At 44.4% G+C, this 19,882-nt stretch carries 23 protein-coding genes and 1 pseudogene; 9 read left to right on the top strand and 15 right to left on the bottom strand.

The genetic code is table 11. From position 1 onward, the window contains the following. Positions 1 to 49: 49 nt before the first annotated feature. The gene (locus ACESQI_RS23480) at positions 50 to 544 is read right to left on the bottom strand and encodes a DUF3408 domain-containing protein (RefSeq protein WP_004295306.1); all 495 of its coding nucleotides are present in this window, start codon (positions 542 to 544) and stop codon (positions 50 to 52) included. Positions 545 to 1,021: 477 nt separating this feature from the next. Between ACESQI_RS23480 and ACESQI_RS23475 the strand changes: the two genes are divergently transcribed. Both ACESQI_RS23475 and ACESQI_RS23470 read left to right on the top strand, forming a co-directional pair. Further along, entirely contained in the window at positions 1,022 to 1,333 is a 312-nt protein-coding gene (locus ACESQI_RS23475) for a helix-turn-helix domain-containing protein (RefSeq protein ID WP_004295307.1), read from the top strand. A 43-nt stretch (positions 1,334 to 1,376) separates the two neighbouring features. Next, on the top strand, positions 1,377 to 1,700 hold the full coding sequence (locus tag ACESQI_RS23470; protein WP_004295308.1) for a helix-turn-helix domain-containing protein: 324 nt from the start codon (positions 1,377 to 1,379) through the stop codon (positions 1,698 to 1,700). A 340-nt stretch (positions 1,701 to 2,040) separates the two neighbouring features. Here ACESQI_RS23470 and ACESQI_RS23465 read toward each other — a convergent pair whose 3' ends face one another. Genes ACESQI_RS23465 through ACESQI_RS23455 form a run of 3 tightly spaced genes read right to left on the bottom strand, consistent with a single transcriptional unit; the run spans position 2,041 to position 3,209 of the window. Continuing rightward, a complete protein-coding gene (locus ACESQI_RS23465; RefSeq protein ID WP_004295309.1) occupies positions 2,041 to 2,220 on the bottom strand; it encodes a hypothetical protein in 180 nt (59 codons plus the stop codon). Between the two features lie 4 nt (positions 2,221 to 2,224). Beyond that, on the bottom strand, positions 2,225 to 2,617 hold the full coding sequence (locus ACESQI_RS23460; protein WP_195311135.1) for a hypothetical protein: 393 nt from the start codon (positions 2,615 to 2,617) through the stop codon (positions 2,225 to 2,227). 31 nt (positions 2,618 to 2,648) lie between these two features. Continuing rightward, entirely contained in the window at positions 2,649 to 3,209 is a 561-nt protein-coding gene (locus ACESQI_RS23455) for a sigma-70 family RNA polymerase sigma factor (RefSeq protein WP_004295311.1), read from the bottom strand. 323 nt (positions 3,210 to 3,532) lie between these two features. On the opposite strand from ACESQI_RS23455, the gene ACESQI_RS23450 reads away from it, so the two are divergent. Then, positions 3,533 to 3,784, top strand: coding sequence for a hypothetical protein (locus ACESQI_RS23450; RefSeq protein ID WP_224205373.1), 252 nt, complete (start codon positions 3,533 to 3,535; stop codon positions 3,782 to 3,784). A 370-nt stretch (positions 3,785 to 4,154) separates the two neighbouring features. Here ACESQI_RS23450 and ACESQI_RS23445 read toward each other — a convergent pair whose 3' ends face one another. From ACESQI_RS23445 to ACESQI_RS23415, 7 genes and pseudogenes are all read right to left on the bottom strand, one after another. Then, entirely contained in the window at positions 4,155 to 4,754 is a 600-nt protein-coding gene (locus ACESQI_RS23445) for a GNAT family N-acetyltransferase (protein WP_004295313.1), read from the bottom strand. A gap of 5 nt (positions 4,755 to 4,759) precedes the next feature. Further along, on the bottom strand, positions 4,760 to 4,927 hold the full coding sequence (locus ACESQI_RS23440; RefSeq protein ID WP_004295314.1) for a hypothetical protein: 168 nt from the start codon (positions 4,925 to 4,927) through the stop codon (positions 4,760 to 4,762). Positions 4,928 to 4,960: 33 nt separating this feature from the next. Next, a pseudogene (locus tag ACESQI_RS23435) lies at positions 4,961 to 5,444 on the bottom strand (hypothetical protein). Beyond that, positions 5,434 to 6,681, bottom strand: a complete 1,248-nt coding sequence (locus ACESQI_RS23430; RefSeq protein WP_005835714.1) for a site-specific integrase — start codon at positions 6,679 to 6,681, stop codon at positions 5,434 to 5,436. Before ACESQI_RS23430 ends, ACESQI_RS23435 begins: the two are co-directional and overlap by 11 nt. Before the next feature lie 185 nt (positions 6,682 to 6,866). After that, the gene (locus tag ACESQI_RS23425; protein ID WP_373127323.1) at positions 6,867 to 8,234 is read right to left on the bottom strand and encodes a TonB-dependent receptor plug domain-containing protein; all 1,368 of its coding nucleotides are present in this window, start codon (positions 8,232 to 8,234) and stop codon (positions 6,867 to 6,869) included. 31 nt (positions 8,235 to 8,265) lie between these two features. Then, positions 8,266 to 9,177 carry a FecR family protein gene (locus ACESQI_RS23420; protein ID WP_002558125.1) on the bottom strand — a complete coding sequence of 304 codons (912 nt, stop codon included), beginning with the start codon at positions 9,175 to 9,177 and terminating at the stop codon, positions 8,266 to 8,268. 408 nt (positions 9,178 to 9,585) lie between these two features. Beyond that, entirely contained in the window at positions 9,586 to 11,019 is a 1,434-nt protein-coding gene (locus ACESQI_RS23415; protein WP_025867447.1) for an aspartate ammonia-lyase, read from the bottom strand. 164 nt (positions 11,020 to 11,183) lie between these two features. Here ACESQI_RS23415 and ACESQI_RS23410 point away from each other — a divergent pair, with 164 nt between their 5' ends. The 3 genes from ACESQI_RS23410 (at position 11,184) to ACESQI_RS23400 (ending at position 14,882) form a co-directional block, all read left to right on the top strand. Further along, positions 11,184 to 12,494, top strand: a complete 1,311-nt coding sequence (locus ACESQI_RS23410) for an anaerobic C4-dicarboxylate transporter family protein (protein ID WP_002558128.1) — start codon at positions 11,184 to 11,186, stop codon at positions 12,492 to 12,494. Between the two features lie 36 nt (positions 12,495 to 12,530). After that, positions 12,531 to 13,592: an L-asparaginase 2 gene (gene ansB, locus ACESQI_RS23405; RefSeq protein ID WP_195661010.1), complete on the top strand. Its 1,062-nt coding sequence runs from the start codon at positions 12,531 to 12,533 to the stop codon at positions 13,590 to 13,592. A gap of 102 nt (positions 13,593 to 13,694) precedes the next feature. After that, entirely contained in the window at positions 13,695 to 14,882 is a 1,188-nt protein-coding gene (locus tag ACESQI_RS23400) for a porin (RefSeq protein WP_002558130.1), read from the top strand. 78 nt (positions 14,883 to 14,960) lie between these two features. Here ACESQI_RS23400 and ACESQI_RS23395 read toward each other — a convergent pair whose 3' ends face one another. The 4 genes from ACESQI_RS23395 to ACESQI_RS23380 form a co-directional block, all read right to left on the bottom strand. Then, entirely contained in the window at positions 14,961 to 15,182 is a 222-nt protein-coding gene (locus tag ACESQI_RS23395) for a DUF2795 domain-containing protein (protein WP_002558131.1), read from the bottom strand. A gap of 72 nt (positions 15,183 to 15,254) precedes the next feature. Further along, positions 15,255 to 15,818 (bottom strand): cob(I)yrinic acid a,c-diamide adenosyltransferase, encoded by a 564-nt coding sequence (locus tag ACESQI_RS23390; protein ID WP_002558132.1) that lies wholly within the window; start codon positions 15,816 to 15,818, stop codon positions 15,255 to 15,257. Between the two features lie 50 nt (positions 15,819 to 15,868). Then, a complete protein-coding gene (locus ACESQI_RS23385) occupies positions 15,869 to 16,498 on the bottom strand; it encodes a hypothetical protein (RefSeq protein WP_373127321.1) in 630 nt (209 codons plus the stop codon). Positions 16,499 to 16,641: 143 nt separating this feature from the next. After that, on the bottom strand, positions 16,642 to 17,328 hold the full coding sequence (locus ACESQI_RS23380) for an energy transducer TonB (protein ID WP_025867451.1): 687 nt from the start codon (positions 17,326 to 17,328) through the stop codon (positions 16,642 to 16,644). A gap of 218 nt (positions 17,329 to 17,546) precedes the next feature. Between ACESQI_RS23380 and ACESQI_RS23375 the strand changes: the two genes are divergently transcribed. The 3 genes from ACESQI_RS23375 to ACESQI_RS23365 all read left to right on the top strand — a co-directional run bounded on the left by ACESQI_RS23375 (position 17,547) and on the right by ACESQI_RS23365 (position 19,724). Continuing rightward, the gene (locus tag ACESQI_RS23375) at positions 17,547 to 18,104 is read left to right on the top strand and encodes an NUDIX hydrolase (protein WP_002558135.1); all 558 of its coding nucleotides are present in this window, start codon (positions 17,547 to 17,549) and stop codon (positions 18,102 to 18,104) included. A 23-nt stretch (positions 18,105 to 18,127) separates the two neighbouring features. Beyond that, on the top strand, positions 18,128 to 19,141 hold the full coding sequence (locus tag ACESQI_RS23370; protein WP_122201753.1) for an energy transducer TonB: 1,014 nt from the start codon (positions 18,128 to 18,130) through the stop codon (positions 19,139 to 19,141). A gap of 103 nt (positions 19,142 to 19,244) precedes the next feature. After that, positions 19,245 to 19,724 (top strand): DUF3836 domain-containing protein, encoded by a 480-nt coding sequence (locus ACESQI_RS23365; protein ID WP_122201754.1) that lies wholly within the window; start codon positions 19,245 to 19,247, stop codon positions 19,722 to 19,724. Positions 19,725 to 19,882: the final 158 nt, after the last annotated feature.

Here is a 19,882-nt window from a genome sequence, read left to right as displayed (position 1 = left end):
CAGGGGACTGTGCATACATCGGGTATACTCCACGCCCGGTAACAGGCTGTCAGATTTTTCTCCACTGCTCGATGTCCTCACGGTAGGCGGCAAGATGCTCCCTGGCAAGGTTCTCCAGCAGTCCGGAAACGCTCATGCCACGCCCACCGAGCCTGCGGACGATGGCGTCCAGTTCGTCCCTCACATCCTCACTGACGAACACCGTCTTGCGCTTCCTAATCTTCGGGACGGTGAGGTATGTTTCCCGGTACTCCTCCAGCGAGGCCCTGCGTTGCCTGCCGCTCGTCCTTCTTCTCACGGGGTCTTCCGGTTCCGGCGGGGTGTCCTTTCTTCCCGCTTCCCCGGACACCTCTTCCGCAACGGCCCCGGATGGAATCACCGGTTCCGCATCCGTACCGGCGGATTCTCCCGAACCGGGTTCCATCATGAGTCTTTCCCACCACTCGTCGTGGCCGGCTCCGGGACTACGGCCGTTCTTTCTGTCTGCGGTTTCGGATACCGCCATTTTCTTCCCTTTCGTTTTTTCAGTCGGTTCACTTTTCATTGTACATGGATTTTAGATGGTTGATACTGTGGGCACAGTCTACCCGTTTGCCCGATTGTCGGAAGCAAATAAAACGATAATAACAAGTGCTGTGAAACGGACGGGTCCGATTGGCGGGGTTTGCCGTGTTATTCATATTGTTGGATCAGTCTGACGGTGATGACTTCACAAATATACGCACCGGAAATTTCCCACTCTTCGGGAACGGATCTGAACGTCTGTTTACTAAAAGCAAATGAATATTAAAATCCGATTTCCATGACATCTGATGACATATAATGACATCTGATGAAGGGGCGGAACCATATCCGGGAACAATCATTTACTTTGCAGATGAAACAAGTACGCATATGGTGTCAAAGGTAGTCATCCTGTCTTGAAATTCAGGACGTTCCGCCGGGATTCACTAAATTGCGGAACGGAATCCGGATCCGAAAAGAGAATGAAACAGATGTCAAACCTGAAATTACAGTGATTATGGAAATAGTGAACATTGAGGCAAGGACCTTCGAGGCGATGCTCTCGGCCTTCCGGACGTTTGCGGACCGGCTGGACACCCTCTGCCGGCTGTACGGCGACATGGAGGAGAAGAAATGGCTGGACAACCAGGAGGTGTGCCTGCTGCTGAAGGTCAGCCCGAGAACCCTGCAGACCCTCCGTGACAACGGCACGCTGGCATACACACAGATCTGCCACAAGACATATTACAAGCCCGGGGACGTGGAAAGTATCATCCGGATAGTGGAGGAGCGCCGCAAGCGGGCTGAAAGTATGGGAAGGTCGATCTGAAAGGCCATGAAAAACGAATGTCGAACAAAAAAAAGATCAAGTCATGATGAATACCGATAACCGTCTGCTCACCCGTGAGAGCAGCGAGCATATAAGAGAGTTCTTCTCCACCGTCGAACGTCTCTCCGTTTCCATGGAGCGTCTCTTTGCCGGCAGGTCACCGGCGATGGCGGGCGAGAACTTCTATACGGACCGCGAACTGGCTGAAAAGCTGAAAGTGAGCCGCCGCAGCCTGCAACAGTACCGTGACAGCGGTCTGCTTGCCTTCACCCGGCTGGGCGGCAAGATACTGTACCGTTCTTCCGACATCGAGAAGCTGCTTGACGGCTGCTACCGGGAGGCGAGAACCAGGCCGGAGGAACTTTAGAAAAGTTCCGTACGGGATCGTGAATGAAGGGGCGGTCGGTTGTCATACCGGTCGCTCCTTCATTTTCTTTCCACCGGATGAACGACTTTAATTTGCTCGTAAAATACTTATACACAGAGTGTTTTTTTCTTTATGAATTATGATCCGGTGACAACATTGGCATAACATGGCGGGACATGGAAACATTTTTCCGATATGGCAATAAGATACGGGGATTCCATTATAAAAAAAGACTCTTATTTTATTATGTCATTATGTTATTCTGAAATTGGGGCGGGCCGTTCGTGTACCGGTGGGACGATTCGTTTCCGTAATGGCGGCACATTCCGTACTGGTATCATTATCCTCCGGCAATGCCGTTTCCCGGTCTTTTCGGAGTGACCTTATGCCGGCCGGTGACAACCGCATGTCCGTGTGTAAACATGGCGGCGCATAAAAACAGGCACATCCTCCGGGCTCCTGTCCCGTCGGATGCACCTGTCTCCGTCATGTCATATACAGCCGGACTCCTCCGGCCCATGCCTCTATCTGAGTATCGGATTCGAGAGCAGTATCTTGTAATAGGCCACTCCGCCAATCTCTACCGGTATCCTCGCCATCATGAACTGCACGCTCTTCCTCTCCACCTTCGCCTGCCGCATGAGTCTCTGCACGATAAACCCCGCCGAGAACCTTGCGCATCTTTTATCCTTCCAGACAATGAACCCCTCGCTGTCATCGGCCCGGCAGATGTACCAGTCATCCGTCTCGTCGTCGTGGGCGAAGTTCACCCGTCCGCCACCGAGGATTCCCAATTCGATTGACATCGTCTTTGACAGATAGACGGTCCCCCTGCTGTCAAGGTTGATGGTCCGCTTTCCCTTGTATGTGACTTCCTGCGGACGGGAGTTTTCCCTGTTGTATACTATCAGTGCCATAACTTTCTTACTTTTCCGTTAAACAATTTTTTCAATACATGAAGCTTTCCACCGCCAGCATCTGACTTCTCCATGCGAAACCGCTGTGGGTACGTACCGCGTCCACTATCCTGCATACTTTCTGCGATATGGCCGATGCCGAGATACCCATGCATTCCGCCAGTGCCTTGAACGAGAACTGCGCCTCATAGAACCTGAGCATGAACATCCGGTACTCCTCGTAGGAGAACTTCTGCCTTACGAAACGCAGTATGTCTCTTACCAGCCGCTCGCACCCGTTCAGGTCGTCCTCGGAAAGGAATTTTGCCTCTTCGCCACATCGGAGGAAGAAATCATCTTCAGGGTGTGCATACCGATTCTCCCTTTTAATCTTTACCAGGGCCGCCTTTTTGTAGCATCCGATGAAATACGCGTCATAGTCCGTTATGTCCTTTCCGGGAACCAGCACCTGCCTTCTTACAAAAAGGTAGGTGTCATGGAAATTGTCCTCGTCCAGCATTCCGTACCGGCGTAACGTCCCTCTCAACCTGTCATAGGATGCAGTGAACCACTCGTTGAACAGTCTTTCCTTTTCTGCGCTCTTGTCTGCCATAGCTTTATAATTTTTTGAGTTATACATGGCCTACACGGGTAGGCATTCTTATTTCTTGTGCTTCCTCCAGTTTGTTTTTCGGCGGTCTCCGGCAAGGCTTGCCGTGAAAAAATACGCTCACGCGAAGCGTGAGGAAGATTTTTTCACGTGCAACCAGCCCGAAGGGCCGCCTTGCGGGACCGGCCTGAAAAACAACTATTTTTGCCGCAAGAAATGAGGATGATGGATTCCTTCCTTCTATCTATTGTCTGTCCGGTGAGAATTTAGATTCCATGCAGCTTTTCTGTCTTTGGTATGTTTGGAGAAATATTCAAGGATATGAAATGAGAACGGCAATACGTGATGTTGCGGAAGGAGCAGATATGGGATTGGAAACAGGAAGCGTGCCCGGGCTTTCATGCAGTTTATACGGCGGTGTTGATTTTGGGGAGGATTACAGGGAAGTGACAGGAAAGTCGGCCGTTCCGGAGAAATTGTATGTGTACGTTGTTCCTTCCGAAATACGGAGTCTTTTAAAATCATGGAAGACCTCATTCGGGAGTGTGTCTCGATATTTGCCTGAGACAAAATTATAAGTCGCCTATTCATGGATAAGTATTTGGAATATATCAACGACATGCTACGATGCAATAAAGAGAATCGGAACGGCAGACTGAAACTCGCAATCTGCTGATAATGCGGACTATTCTAAAACAAGTGTGGAAAACTTGAAGACATCCGACGGAAAACCTTGGAAAAAGAAGAACCGGACAAAGTCTCCGCCTTCAAAATAATGCTCTATTATGCCACAGGTGCGGCATTACTTGTCATTCCGGATTGGCTTCCCATGAAATCCACCGCCCGCCATCAAGAAAACGGCCGGTGCCATATGGCAGGTAATCGTAGCGACAGCCTGTCTTTGGAACCCGTTGTCACCCTAAAGGATTTTACTGATATATTATTATGTCAGTCCTTTTTCAAATCAAAATACAGCAAACGGGTTTTCAAAGGTTCATCTTGCGGAATATCATAATATTGCTTTTCTATCACGTCTGTTTTATAGAGTGGAACGAAACCGTTTCTTTCATAATACCTGAGAATCTTTTCCTCATTGTATGCATCCACCACGATAAAACGGCATCCTGTCTTGTTGTCCTCATGACGGAACCAGTCTTTTATGAAAGCCATCAGTTGCCGTCCTACGTGGCTTGATGTACCCTGATATTCCAGGTTGACCCCCAGTCTTCCTATCAGCACGGCCGGATAGCTGCGTCCACGTTTAGGATTTACAATATTGCGTTGCAGCCTGTTTTTATCATTGGGGGATATTAATCTGGTCTTGATACTGTCATTGGACAAGGTAAACAAGGCCACAATACGATGCGGGATTTCAGTCGTCACCCAACAATATGTTTTCCCAAGGAGTTCATCCGCATACAGATCGGCATCATTGAGAAAAAAATCATCAAGGTCATTCTCGCCACAAGTGAAAGGAAGGCAATTCCTCCGTACTTCCTTGTTATAGGCAAGCATGACACAATCATCATATAAAGAAATACCGTCCATTGCTGTTAATTGAACCGGAATGAACGGGATTTCTCCAATACTTTTCGCAACCGTTTCTTTGCCTCCACTGATAACCGGGGTGTTACCTTTGCGGCGTTCTTGTCTGCACTGCGTACGAAATCTTCCGCCGTAACGCCCTCCAAAACCGGAATGTTCTTGATAGTTATAGCCATAATATTATTTTTTGCAAAAATACAACTTTGTTGTTATACAGCCAAATAATAGCCCGTCTTCCACTCTTTTTTCCGGAATGTTCCTCCATATCCGGAAAAGTCTGTGTCACGCCACCCGTTGCGGTAAGCCGTTTTTCTCAAGGAAAGGGCAGGCAATACCGGCGGACGTGGATATGGGCAAAACAACCCGCATATGCAATGCAGAGGGAGCAGGAGAGCCTTCACCACAGCCGGAGAGAAAAGTGGTTTCATGCCGGGGTACGGCATGAAAAGGGGGCTCCCGGACAGTTCTTTTCCTTGTCGCACATGCACTACGTCGGTCGCAGTTTTCGCCTTCTGAATCCCTCTTACGTCCGTCCCTGCGCTTTCGGAGCGTTTTTCCGGCAGAAAATTTCGCCGTACGGAAATTTTCTGCCGGAAACCGAAGGGAAAACGCGGAGTCCCGCAGGGACGGACGAACTTTGATGAGGAAGGGGAAAATCATCCGTTTCATAAATACCATTTCCTCAGATGGCATCGCATATTTCCTTCTCCATCTTTTCCAGCTTATGGGACAGGATTTCCATGTCGCTGCTGATCTTCTGGTTGGTTATCCGGGCATATATCTGGGTGGTTTTCAAATCCGTATGCCCCAAAAGACGGCTTACGGTCTCGATGGGTACACCGTGCGAGAGCAGCACGGTGGTGGCGTTCGTATGCCGGGCCACATGATAGGTCAGCCGTATCTTGAAACCGCACTGCCTGCCAAGTTCCTTCAATATGGTGTTGCATCTGCCGTTGCTCGGTACCGGAAATACATGACCGTCCTTGGACAGTCCCTTATACTTCTCTATGATGCGCTTGGGCACGTCCAGCAGGCGGATGTTGGACTCGGTGTTTGTCTTGCGACGGCGGGTGATAATCCAGAGGTTGCCGTCGAAGAAGGTCTGGAGCCGGTCGGTCGTCAGTGCCTTCACGTCCGCGTATGCCAGTCCGGTGAACACAGAGAAGATGAAGAGGTCGCGTACCAGTTCGCAGGTCCCGCTTTTCACCGGGGTCTCCATCAACGTCTGTATCTCACGCTCCGTCAGGTAGCCTCGGTCAACGCTCTCGGGGGAATTGATGTACCCGGCGAAGGGGTTGAAGGGAAGCGCACCGCTGTTGCGGGCGATGGAGATGACGTGCTTGAGCCCGATCATGTAACCCCATACGGTATTGGTGCGGCATTTCTTCTCCGTACGCAGGAAATACTCGAAGTTGTTGATGAAGGTCAGGTTGAGTTCCTTCAGGGGGATGTCGTCACGGCGGTATACTTTCGGGACGAACTCGCAAAGGTGCCTGTATATGGTACGGTAGCGGTTGTATGTTCCCTGCACGCGGCTGTGTCCCACTTTCTTGATGAACTCCTCGTTGTGCTGCTCGAAGAGCTTCAGCAGCGTCTCGCGTTTCACGCCCAGCCCGAGGCAGGCGTCCCTCAGCCTGGCGGCGGTGACATAGCCGTCGGACTGCATCAGTTCCTGGTAACGGCGGTTCACGTCCACGCGTATCCGGTCAACCGCCGCATTGATTTTCTGCGCCTCGGCGCTCTTGCCCGTGGCACGTGCCGTTTTCACGTCCCAAAGTTTCGGGGGCACGTCCAGCTTGCAGCTGAACTGCTTGATTTCGCCGTCTACCGTAAGACGGCACATCAGGGGGAGATAGCCGTTGGCTCTCTCGCTGCCCTTCTTCACGTAGAAGAGGATTTTGAAGGTCGATCTGCTCATACTCGTTTTCATACTTTTTTGATCGTTACAAAGTTAATATCAAGCGAGTTGTCCTCAGGTATGAAAAACTGTGCAAATTACTGAAATAGAATCTGTTGTGCCGTTTCTTGTTCCTGTTATATCAGTAACGATATGGGAACTGAAGTCTTTCGCAGCTTTTATCGGACCTCCTTTTTCAGCTTATGCAGTATTATGAGTTAAACACCTAACCACTTAATAGACTGCATTTTTGCTGTATTATCATCAACCTTGCTTTTTCTTTCTGCGTTTACTTTATTATTCCCTCCACTGATAGACAAATTATGTTCTTGTTGCGGACGATTCTTACGATACATATAATCGTACCAATCGAAATTAGCATAATATTTATAGCTGCCGTCGGGTTGTTGTACTACCCATGGACGTTCAGGATTCTCTGTTTTATCATTTACGCGTGCATAGAGTTCGTCATAATCTTCATCGGTATAATTGGTATAACCATATCCCTTGTAGGGATACATAAACAAGTCATTAATCTTTGCCGACCAATAACCGGTAGTAATATAATCGGTGGAGGTCGTATTTTGTGAAACCCCGAAACGATAAGAGTAGTTAATCTTCGCCACATCCTCGCTACCACTTTTGGTGGTTACCAAAACTACACCTGCCGAAGCTTTTGCACCATAAATGGCTGCTGCCGACGCATCTTTCAGAATTGATACGGATTCAATATCATTGGCATTTAACCGATTCAGACTCCCTTCAACACCATCAATCAGAATAAGAGGAGTAGCACCGCTTGTAAGCGACGATATACCACGTATGTTAATATTATAGCCTGCATCGGGAGATCCGCTGTTAAGGGTTAGGTTCAATCCGGGGTCGGTACCTTGCAAAGCCATGGCGGCCGATGCAACCGAACGATTATTCACATCTTTACTATTAACAACGCTAACAGCTCCCGTCAGATTTACCTTTTTCTGGGTTCCGTAACCCACCACAACAACTTCATTCAACTGCTCATTTTTCTCTTGCAATACAATATTCATATTGCTACCCGCCTTCACCTCTTTGGGCTGATAACCAATGTATGAAATCTGTAAAGAGGCATTCAAAGGAACCTCCATTGAAAATAGTCCGTCAAGATTTGTTACAGTAGCTATCCGGGCACCTTTTACCTGTATATTGGCACCAATAATCGGTTCGCCACCCGGATCTATAACCACTCCCTTTATTTTTATCTTCTTCTCGTCCGGGCTATCCGAAGATTTCTTTTCTTTCTGTTTCGGGAAAAGTAGTATTTCCTGTCCCTCTACTTTAAAATCTATATTAGTAGAGCTTAACATCTTCTCCAATGCTACCGATAGATCGGCATTCTTAACCGACAAGCTTACAAGAGTTTGCATATTCACTGTTTCCTGACTATAGGACACTTGCATATCAACGTACTTGCATATCTGCTCCATAGCGTGCTGCAAAGTGATTCCGGTAAAATCGAACGATACTTTGGGAACCTGTGCCTGAACGTAGAAACTGTAAAAAAGCAAGCCTGACGCAATAACAATCTTTTGAAATAGATTTCTCATAATATTAAAATTAACATGTTGCTTATTAGATTTATCTTGGGTATATACAATAGTGTCCGTCTGAAATTTGCTTTATACGGATAGGGGTTATCATTTCCATCCGCTTAAAAATATTGCCAAACTCTTCCTGTTTACTACGAAATGTATAACTATACTTCAATAATGAGTCATCAACCAGACTGATCGATATATTATATTTGCGTTCGAGTGTTTTTACAACATTACTAATAGAAGTATTAAAAAAGCTCAGATTACCTTCTTTCCAATCTGCACTATAGCCCTTTTCTTTGCTATTCACTATATTACAGTTTTGGCTTGTGACATCATATACGGCTGTTTTTCCTACTACAAGGTCGGCTTCATATTTAGAGTTTCCGGTAAGTTTTAGTTTTACTTTTCCGGTTTCGAGTGACACCGATGCCACGTTCTCATCCGCATAGTCGTGTACATTGAAAGTTGTTCCCAAAACCTCTACTTGCAGATGATTGGTTGTTACAATAAAGGGGTGTTCCGGTTTTTTAGTTACATCAAAGAAACCTTCACCTTCTATATTCACCTGCCGTGTTTTGCCTTTAAATTGCTTTGGATACGAAAGCTTGCTACCAGCATTCAGCCAGACACGTGAACCATCAGGTAAAGCCACTATGTACTTTTCACCATACGCAACTGTTATTTCGCGATACTCTTCAGAGATATCACCGGTGAAGTGAAATACGGAAAATACTCCTATCAGGAGAACTACGGCAGCAGCAATATTTAGTTTCCATCGACGTCTTATAACACGTTGACGTTCAATACGTACCAACACTTTCTCTAAACTACGATACAAAATAGAATCTTCGTCGGGACCAGGCTGAGTACTATCTACCAACTGATCAATACGTTCGATCGTTTTATCTATCGCGTCGTTCCACTTATCTATGTCGTCATTTTTATACTTCATGTCTTCGTTTTAAGTTGCTTTATATATAGAAGACAACGCCGCACCAAAAAGTATTAGACCAAAAACAAAAAAATCTCTTTACCTTAAAAAAAGATAAAGAAGATCCCAACATAAACCATACGTTCTTTACACCTAAACATACATATATATAGCATGTGACATATCAACTTCTTACATCAGCAAACAGTACTACTCTATTATAAAAACATCCGGATGTTCACATCAAGAACACCCGGATGTTTTATACAATAACATGGGGATGTTCTTTATAAGAACATCCCCATGTTGTGTTTGCTAAACTCAGTTATCCCATCCCGGAAAGCTATGATATGCTTGCAAAGAAGCCTATGGAATACACATGGAATAACGTATTGTCTTTATCTGCTATTCAACCTCATCCATAAAGCCTTATTTATTCGGCTTTATATCCAGCTTCACCGGTTTAATCATATTCTCCGGTTTCAAAATAGTATCGAGATCTTTCTTAGAGAGAATATCATGCTCCAACACCAGTTCATAGACACCCTTTCCGGTTTCAAGAGCCTCTTTGGCAATCTTCGTAGAGTTCTTGTAACCAATCACCGGATTGAGTGCAGTAACCACACCGATACTGTCGTGCACATGACGACGGCAGGTTTCTTCGTTGGCCGTGATACCATCAATGCACAAAGTACGCAAAGTATCAAATCCATTCATCAACAGATCGGCTGATTCAAAGCAACACTGTGCCATGACAGGCTCCATAGCATTCAGCTCCATTTGTGCAGCTTCACCACTCATGGCTACACAAAGATCATTACCTATCACTTTATAAGCTACCTGATTCATTACTTCAGGAATCACCGGATTTACCTTACCCGGCATAATAGACGAACCGGGTTGCATGGCGGGAAGGTTAATCTCACCCAATCCGCAACGCGGACCGGAAGCCAATAAACGCAGGTCATTACAAATCTTATTCATTTTGACGGCCACACGCCGCATTGCTGACGAATACCCTACCATAGAGGAAGTATCCGAAGTAGCCCCTACCAGATCATCGGCCAGTTTTATATTCAGTCCGGTTATTTTCCGCAGGGCTTCAATGCATTTTTCCGCATACCCGGGCTCAGCCGTTATGCCGGTTCCGATAGCAGTAGCTCCCATATTTACCGTCAGAAAGTCCTGAGCTGCAAAATCCAGATTTTTAATTTCATCCCGAAGAATACTTGCAAAACCATTGAAAGTCTGCCCTAAAGTCATCGGTACGGCATCTTCCAGCTGAGTACGTCCCATTTTAATGATATGTGCAAACTCTCCGGCTTTCTTCTGGAAAGCTTCAATAAGTTCATTAAAATGTTTCATTAGTTTGAGATGGGTATAATACAGACCAATATGGATAGCTGTAGGATAAGCATCATTGGTAGATTGCGAACGGTTGACATGATCATTGGGCGAGCAATACTGATATTCTCCCCGCTTATGTCCCATCAACTCAAGAGCACGGTTGGCAATCACCTCATTGGCATTCATATTGGTAGTAGTACCGGCACCTCCCTGAATCATATCTACCGGAAACTGCTCGTGATGCTTACCTTCAAGAATCTCTTTACAGGCTTTCAGAATAACATCTGTTTGTTCTTTGGTCAGTAGATGAAGTTCATAGTTGGCAACCGCTGCTCCCATTTTAGTTATAGCAAGCGCATTTATGAACAAAGGATATTCATTGAGATGAAATTTGCTGATCTGAAAATTCTCAATGCCTCTTAATGTCTGTACACCATACAAAGCACTCTCCGGTACTTCACGACTTCCTATCAAATCACTTTCAGTACGGGTTTCTTTTGATAAATTCTGTTCCATAATATCTCTTTTTTAACAATGACGTTTTATGAGTTTCTGTTATAATAACCAAACCCGGCTCTTATTGTTTTAATAAATATGCGAAAACCATTCAACTTATTTTTTGTTGTTTTATCATATTAGCAGATTTCTGTTATCTTTACCCGACCTTAAAAAAGAAAGATATGATTTTACAATTGGCATTTGTACTAACAGCTATTATTATCGGAGCTCGCTTAGGCGGCATCGGATTGGGAGTAATGGGAGGTGTCGGATTAGCGATACTTACCTTCGTATTCGGTCTGCAACCGACTGCGCCTCCTATTGATGTGATGTTGATGATTGCCGCTGTTATTTCGGCAGCCTCCTGTATGCAAGCGGCCGGAGGGCTCGACTACATGGTAAAATTAGCCGAAAAGCTGCTACGCAAAAACCCTTCGCATGTCACGATCCTCAGCCCGATTGTGACGTATCTGTTCACTTTCGTTGCAGGAACAGGGCACGTAGCCTATTCGGTTCTGCCGGTTATTGCAGAGGTTGCCACTGAAACCAAGATACGCCCGGAAAGACCGCTCGGTATAGCTGTTATTGCATCGCAACAGGCTATTACGGCAAGTCCTATTTCTGCTGCTACAGTTGCTCTGTTGGGATTATTGGCCGGATTCGATATCACTCTGTTCGATATTTTGAAAATAACAATCCCAGCTACAATCATAGGTGTACTGGTAGGTGCTTTTTTCTCCATGCGGGTAGGTAAAGAACTGATAGACGATCCGGAATATCAAAAGCGCGTTGCAGAAGGAATGATAAAAGAGCACAAAGTGAAGATCAAAGATGTGCAGAACAAACGCCATGCGCTGGTTTCGGTACTCATTTTCATATTAGCTACCGTGTTTATTGTATTCTTCGGCTCATTTGAGGGAATGCGCCCTTCATTCCTTATCGACGGAGAAATCGTCACATTAGGCATGTCTTCCATCATAGAGATTGTCATGCTATCAGCCGCCGCCCTTATTCTATTGTTTACTAAGACTGACGGCCTCAAAGCTACACAAGGTTCTGTTTTCCCGGCAGGAATGCAAGCAGTAATCGCTATCTTCGGAATAGCATGGATGGGTGATACATTCCTCCAGGGGAATATGGGCGAACTAACCCAATCCATCGAAGGAGTTGTACGCGAAATGCCCTGGTTATTTGGTATCGCACTATTCGTCATGTCTATCCTGCTTTACAGCCAGGCTGCCACTGTACGTGCACTGATGCCACTGGGTATTGCACTGGGTATCTCACCCTATATGCTGATAGCCATGTTCCCGGCAGTGAATGGATATTTCTTCATTCCGAATTACCCTACCGTAGTAGCAGCTATCAATTTTGACCGTACGGGCACAACAAAAATAGGTAAATATGTGTTGAATCATTCCTTTATGATGCCCGGCATTGTATCTACGGTGGTAGCAATCGTACTGGGACTCTTATTCATACAATTTTATTAAACCGAAAATATTATTAACCTAAACAACCATTTAGTCATGAAAGAATTAAAAAAACTGAGTTTGATAGTAGTCTCGTTACTATTCTCCGTCACCCTGGCTTTTGCTGCGGGAAAACCTAATATCCATATTCTTGCTACGGGCGGAACCATTGCCGGAACAGGTACATCGGCCACTTCAACTAACTACACTGCCGGGCAAGTAGCGATCAGCACGCTGCTGGATGCAGTACCCGGATTGAACGACATAGCTAATGTAACCGGTGAACAGATTGTAAAAATCGGTTCGCAGGATATGAATGATGCGGTGTGGTTAACACTTGCAAAAAAGATAAACGAATTGCTGAGACGTCCGGATATAGACGGTATCGTCATCACCCACGGAACGGACACTATGGAGGAAACGGCCTATTTCCTTAACCTGACGGTGAAAAGCTTTAAACCCGTTGTACTGGTAGGCGCCATGCGTCCTTCCACTGCATTGAGTGCTGATGGTCCGTTGAATATATACAATGCCGTAGTTACTGCCGGTGCCAAAGAATCAAGTGGCAAGGGAGTATTGGTTGCAATGAACGGCCTTATCCTCGGAGCAGAGAGTGTACAAAAGATGAACACCATTGATGTACAGACTTTTCAGGCTCCTAACTCTGGTGCGCTGGGATACATCTTCAATGGAAAGGTATTCTACAATCAGTCACCTCTGAAAAAACATACAATGCAGTCCGTTTTTGATGTGACTTACCTGGAATCACTTCCCAAAGTAGGCATCGTTTATAGCTATTCAAATATCGAAGCTGATATGGTGACTCCTTTACTGAACAACGGATACAAAGGTATTATTCATGCCGGCGTAGGCAACGGAAATATCCACAAGAATATCTTCCCGATACTGACAGAAGCCCGCAAAAAGGGAATTCTGGTAGTCCGCTCTTCCAGAGTACCTACCGGCCCGACTACTCTGGACGCAGAGGTAGATGATGCCCAATATCAATTTGTTGCTTCTCAGGAGCTGAATCCGCAGAAAGCACGTGTGTTGTTAATGCTTGCATTGACAAAAACGAACGACTGGAAACAGATTCAGAAATACTTTAATGAATACTAAAAAATGAGTGATTAATGATTAGTGATAAGCGGCTGCGCTTTTACACCGCATGGCACTAATCACTTATCACTAATCACTAACCGCTAACTCACCGATCCGATTATGAAAAAAATAATGTTTATACTGCTCATCATGGGTAGTATCCAGGGGATATATGCCCAAAAGACAGAGAAGAGTAAGAAATTTATGGTTGATAAAACACTATTCGAAGAACTGACGGATGTCAAAAAGAAATCGGATAAGTTCAACCTCTATCTCAATATGCAGGGAAGCTTCGACGCGAACTTCCGGGACGGATTTGAAGAAGGTGCTTTCAAAATGCGCCAGCTCCGTATCGAGATGAAGGGAAATATCAATGACTGGCTTTCGTATCGCTATCGCCAGCGACTGAACCGCTCCAACGAAGGAGGTGGTATGATTGACAATATACCTACCTCAATAGACTACGCCGGAATAGGTATCAAGCTGAATGATCAGTTTAATCTCTTTGCCGGTAAGCAATGTGCTGCTTATGGGGGTATTGAATTCGACTTGAATCCGATAGACATCTACGAGTACAGTGACATGATTGAAAACATGAGTAACTTCATGACCGGATTGAACATCGGTTATAATCTTACTTCGACCCAACAACTCAATCTGCAGATATTGAACAGCCGCAACGGTTCATTCGACAGTACCTATGGTATCACAGAAAATGAAGAGGGGCAACGGCCTGATCTACGCTCCGGTAAATTACCACTGGTGTACACATTGAACTGGAATGGTAATTTCAATGATGTATTCAAGACCCGCTGGTCGGCCTCCGTCCTGAGTGAAGCTAAAAGTAAGAATATGTATTATTATGCATTGGGTAATGAACTGAACCTGGATAAGTTCAATATGTTCCTCGACTTTATGTATTCTCACGAAGATATAGACCGGAATGGAACAATCACCGGTATAGTAGGACGTCCGGACGGTCATAATGCTTTTGATGCCGGATACCTCTCTGTTGTAACCAAACTGAACTATCGGTTCTGCCCCAAATGGAATGCGTTTGTAAAAGGTATGTACGAAACAGCCTCTGTCACCAAAAGTACGGAAGGAATAGCCAGAGGTAATTATCGCACTTCCTGGGGCTACCTCACCGGTATAGAGTATTATCCGATGAAAACCAATCTGCACTTCTTCCTCACCTATGTGGGACGAACCTATAATTTCACTTCCCGTGCCAAAGTATTGGGACAAGAAGATTACAGTACCAACCGTGTATCCGTAGGATTTATCTGGCAGATGCCGGTATTTTGATATATTATAATTAATAAGAAAAATGCCCGATAGCTTATCACTATCGGGCATTTCTTATTTGTATCAGTCTGCTTTCAATCAATATTCCTCTTCATTAAAAAAGAAATCTTCCTTACTTGGATAATCCGGCCAAATATCTTCTATACTCTCATAGATTTCGCCCTCATCTTCCATTTCTTGCAGATTTTCTATCACTTCAAGAGGAGCTCCCGAACGCATGGCATAATCAATTAGTTCATCCTTAGTTGCCGGCCAAGGAGCATCTTCCAGTTTTGATGCTAATTCCAATGTCCAATACATAAGCTATAAGTATTTAAATTGTGAATATTAATCTTAGATTCTCATTTTTCGGCAAAAGTATAACAAAATATTTCACTTGCAACTATTATTCCAAAATATTTCTTCTTTTCCTTCGTTAAAATTGATTTTTCGTGATAAAACGAAGAAATAATCTGATAATCTGTTTACATAAGCCAACAAATCAGAAGAAATTGTACAGGTTTCGGATAAAGCAAGTATCCGACGCTCTGCACGACGGCAAACCGTACGGCAAATATGAGCAACAGCAGCACCAGTAGCACCTCCTGGCAACACAAAGGAGTGTAGAGGGGGAAGAATTTCGTCTGCAGCATCTATCTCATGTTCAATCTGCTCCACATCGTCAGGAATGATGATACTAACTTTATTTAGTTGAACTTTTTCCTGATCGGTAGCCAAATGAGAACCGACAGCAAACAATTTATTTTGAACTTTCTGCAGAAACGTCCTGTCACGTTCATCATTCAAGTACGTTATCAACAATCCAATATTTGAATTCAATTCGTCTATTGTGCCATAAGCTTCCAGACGGATATGAGTCTTCGGGACACGTGTGCCACCAATCAATCCGGTAGTACCCAGATCACCGGTCTTTGTATATACAAGGCTCTTTTTCATAATCTTTATTTTATGAGTGATTCTTTTCTATGGTTAACACACAAAGATAATCAGAAGTTGACTATATAGTGCTGTTTTATCTTTGTTTTATCAAAGAAAAGAATTCCCACGTCATAAAGATCAAATGTAATGCCTACTTTATCATCGGTTTTCAAGCGTTTCCAAAGCTGTTTCATCGCTCCGGAATAATGTATGCCACCGATAACAAAAACACTTTGCTGCGTAGAACGGGCCGCACAGATGCGAAATACCTCTTCTACAAAAGATGGATCCTTCGCCTTATGAATATAGAGGAGATCAACCGGCACACCTGCCTCCAGAAATAACTCGGAAAGCTCCGAAGCAAATGTATAATCGGCCGTTGCTTTTCCGGATTGCAGATAGAGCGAGGAGGAGGAAGGTACGCCTGCGTCTACAATAGTATCGGGCTGTATTCTGTTGACCAGGCGGAACAGCAGCCGCTTCACTTTCCGGGATTCACTTTTCCAACCCTTACCGTGATTCCGTTTCTGTTTCTTCTCTTCCGCTTCCAGTTCTTTATAAGCATAGTAAGGTGTTTTCTCGTAAATGAGGCAAGTAATCAGCTCAAAAGCAAAGGGGGAATGTACTCCGTATCCGCAACGATGGCGAATGCGGGAAAGCCAGATAAAAGGACGTTTCAAAGTCAGTATAAGATTCATCGTTTGCTATATTGGAATTTTCATGCAAAGATATAGTTTTTTCGTTTATCATCCAGCCTGAACCCCAATAGACTCTAAGCAAAAAAAATGAGCCGACTCGTTTGCAACCGGGCCGACTCATTTATTAAATCATTTAAAAGACCTTACTGTAATCTGAACGTCACAGGCACTGTGTATTTCACTCTGACCGCTTGGTTTCTCTGCATTCCGGGAGTCCATTTCGGCATAGCTTTAATAACACGAAGCGCTTCCTTATCCAGATAAGGGTCTACACTACGTACTACTACAGGGTCGGTAATTGTTCCATCTCTGTCAACAACAAACTGGATAATTACTTTTCCCTGAATCCCTTGTTCCTGAGGGACCACAGGATACTTAATGTTTTTGTTCAGGTATTGGAACAATGCTCCGTCTCCACCCGGAAACGCCGGCATCTTTTCAACAAGAACAAAAATTTCATTCTCGACTGGCTCGTTTTCTGGTTCTACCACAACCGGTTTGTATTTTATCACAACCGGGTCCCTTAGATCCTCAGAGCCTATAATCACTGCATCTGCTTCCAAATCGGTATCATCAACTATTTCGAGCAATTCTGCCACTTTCATAGCGGGTGGTGGAGGCGGTTCCAGCTTCTCTTCAGGATACGTAATAGGGAGAAGTGTCTCAACGAAAACGGGTTCATCGGCGAGCGAGCCGGTAGCAACTTTGATGTCATGTTGTGTCCATTCGAACGTAACGAACATGAAAGCAAGCACTACAACAAAACCCACAAGCAACCAAGTGCCGCGTTGGCTCTCAATCGCTGCTCTTTTGGATTTCTTTACTTCCATAAAAAATGAATTTAAGTAATTAATAATAGAAAATATATATAGTATATACTATCTCTTGCTCAGATTACTTAACGCGCTTTTTTATTTGTTGTGAATATAGCATTTTTACCGATAGGGTGTTCATTGTCAAATGATTATTTAAGAAATAAGTGCGTTATTTTCTTAAAATTAAGCTAAAAACAGTATCTTTGCCTCAGAGAATATAAACTTTTGATTTTATGGAGACAAAAAACAAAGCCTGGAAAACCCTCAGCAGTGAATATATCTTCCGTCGTCCCTGGCTTACCGTACGCCAGGATGAGTTCTTGCTACCCACAGGTAACCGTATTCCGGAGTATTATATTCTGGAATATCCGGATTGGGTAAATATGATTGCGATCACCCGCGACGGACGCTTTGTTTTTGTACGACAATACAGACCCGGAATTGCGCGAACATGTTATGAACTCTGCGCAGGAGTATGTGAGAAAGAAGATGCCTCTCCACTCATTTCGGCACAACGTGAACTGCTGGAAGAGACAGGATACGGCAATGGAAACTGGCAGGAATATATGGTAATTTCTCCGAATCCCAGTACACATACCAATACCACATATTGCTTTTTAGCCACAGACGTGGAACTCATTTCATCGCAGCATCTCGAAGATACCGAAGATCTGACAGTACATCTGTTCACACTGGAAGAGGTGAAACAATTGTTACTGGACAACGAAATAATTCAATCATTGCATGCTGCACCGCTTTGGAAGTACATAGCAGAACAACGACTTACCTGAAAACGCCTCAACGAATAGCAGATATGAAAAAAACAATCACGACACTCTTGCTCCTGTCACTCTCACTCCGTATGACGGGACAAATCGACTATCTGGAACCGATCAAAGACTACTCTAAGTATAAGAGTGAATTAAGCGGATATTATAGCAATGTACTCTCACTGCTGAGTACAGGACTGAGCAAAAAGCCCTACGCCTGTTATGCAGTGATCCCCTCCTTTTCGCCGGAATATACAGTATCAGCAGAAACAAAAAACGGTAAATATTATCTGATTTCAAATACATTGTCTCAAAATAGTTGGCAGGCTGAAAAAAGTACAATAAAAGTAAATACAAAATCTACAGAAATAAGCAAAACACTCTATCAGGCATTAGGCGAACTCCTGCAGATGGCTACTCTTCAAATTCAGGACATGGACGGCTCAACAACAGGACTGGATGGAACGACTTATTATTTTAGTACTACCAATGGTAAGGGAGAAGTTCTGACCGGAAAAAAATGGTCGCCGGACAGAGCCACATTAATGGGGCGCCTGGTACAGATCTATGAATCAGTCTATGCACTGTCGACAGGGAAAGCCATTCCGGAAAGTCTTATTATAAACGATGCCAGGATCTTATTAAAAGATTTGCAGGAGAGAAGTAAAGCCTTTCCCGATGAATATAAGCAACCTAAATACGCCGGAATCTTTCCTGCCGGTCTGTGGCAAAGCATAGAATCGGGCAGAGAGTTGGAGTCTGTTCCTGAATTTCCTGATTATACACCCGAGAGTTATGCAGCGAAACATCTGATATACCCTCCAACCCTGTTAGCTAAAGCAGCAAAAGGATACGCCTTATGCCAATTCACAATCAACAGAGAGGGAGAGGTTATTAATGCACACATATTGAAATACTCCCATTCTGAGTTCGCAAACGAAGCGTTGAGAATTGTTAAAAGTATGCCTAAAGCGGTTCCGGCTATGTCTGAAGGTAGTCCGGTGGCATGTAACTATGTACTTTATATCCCTTTTCGTCCCACACTTGCCCGCCATTAACAAAAAGATAACGTAACGATAACAATGCGATAACATACTAATGAGTTTGAGTACCCTACCTTTGCAACATCAAAAGGAACAAAAACTTAAAAAAATAAATAGTATGAACGCAACAGTTATTCTTTCAGCAGTAATGGCAATGGCTACATCAGTAGCTTCTGTATCAAATTTCGCCTACAACAGTGAAATTAATAATGGTAAAGTAGAATCGCAAACCGTATACGAAGTACAAAACCAGCAGTATCTGCAGCCTCATCTAAAGTATAACTATACGTATGACGAGCAGAATCGCCTCATACAAAAAGAAGTGCTGAAATGGAATAAGCAAGCGCAAAAGTACGATAAAGACCGTTGCCTGACCATAACGTACGGTACTGACGAGACAGCCGTTGAATATGCCTCCTGGAATGCCAAAACAAACGCCTATTCAAATATTAAAGAAAAAGCTGTATATCGTGAAAATGCAATGGGAATGGCCGAAAACTATCAGAGTTATGCATGGAATGAGCGACAGAACGAATGGAACCTGGTAGTAGAACATGCTACACTCAATTGGGAAGAGGCACTACTAACGATGAAATAAAAAGATCCGGGAAAAAGACAATTTGTCATGATTTAAAAATATAAAATTACAGTTCGTCTCGTTCCTCGTAGAAGAACGAGGCGTTTCTCTACCATTATCTTTGCCATGGAAAACATAGTTCTTTATGAACGTTAATAAGAATAAATTTCTTAATATTG

This window comes from Bacteroides sp. HPS0048 (genome assembly GCF_964240755.1).
Taxonomy (GTDB): domain Bacteria; phylum Bacteroidota; class Bacteroidia; order Bacteroidales; family Bacteroidaceae; genus Bacteroides; species Bacteroides nordii.
The sequence above is the reverse complement of the archived record's forward strand: the minus strand, read 5'-3'. Positions and strand labels throughout refer to the sequence as shown.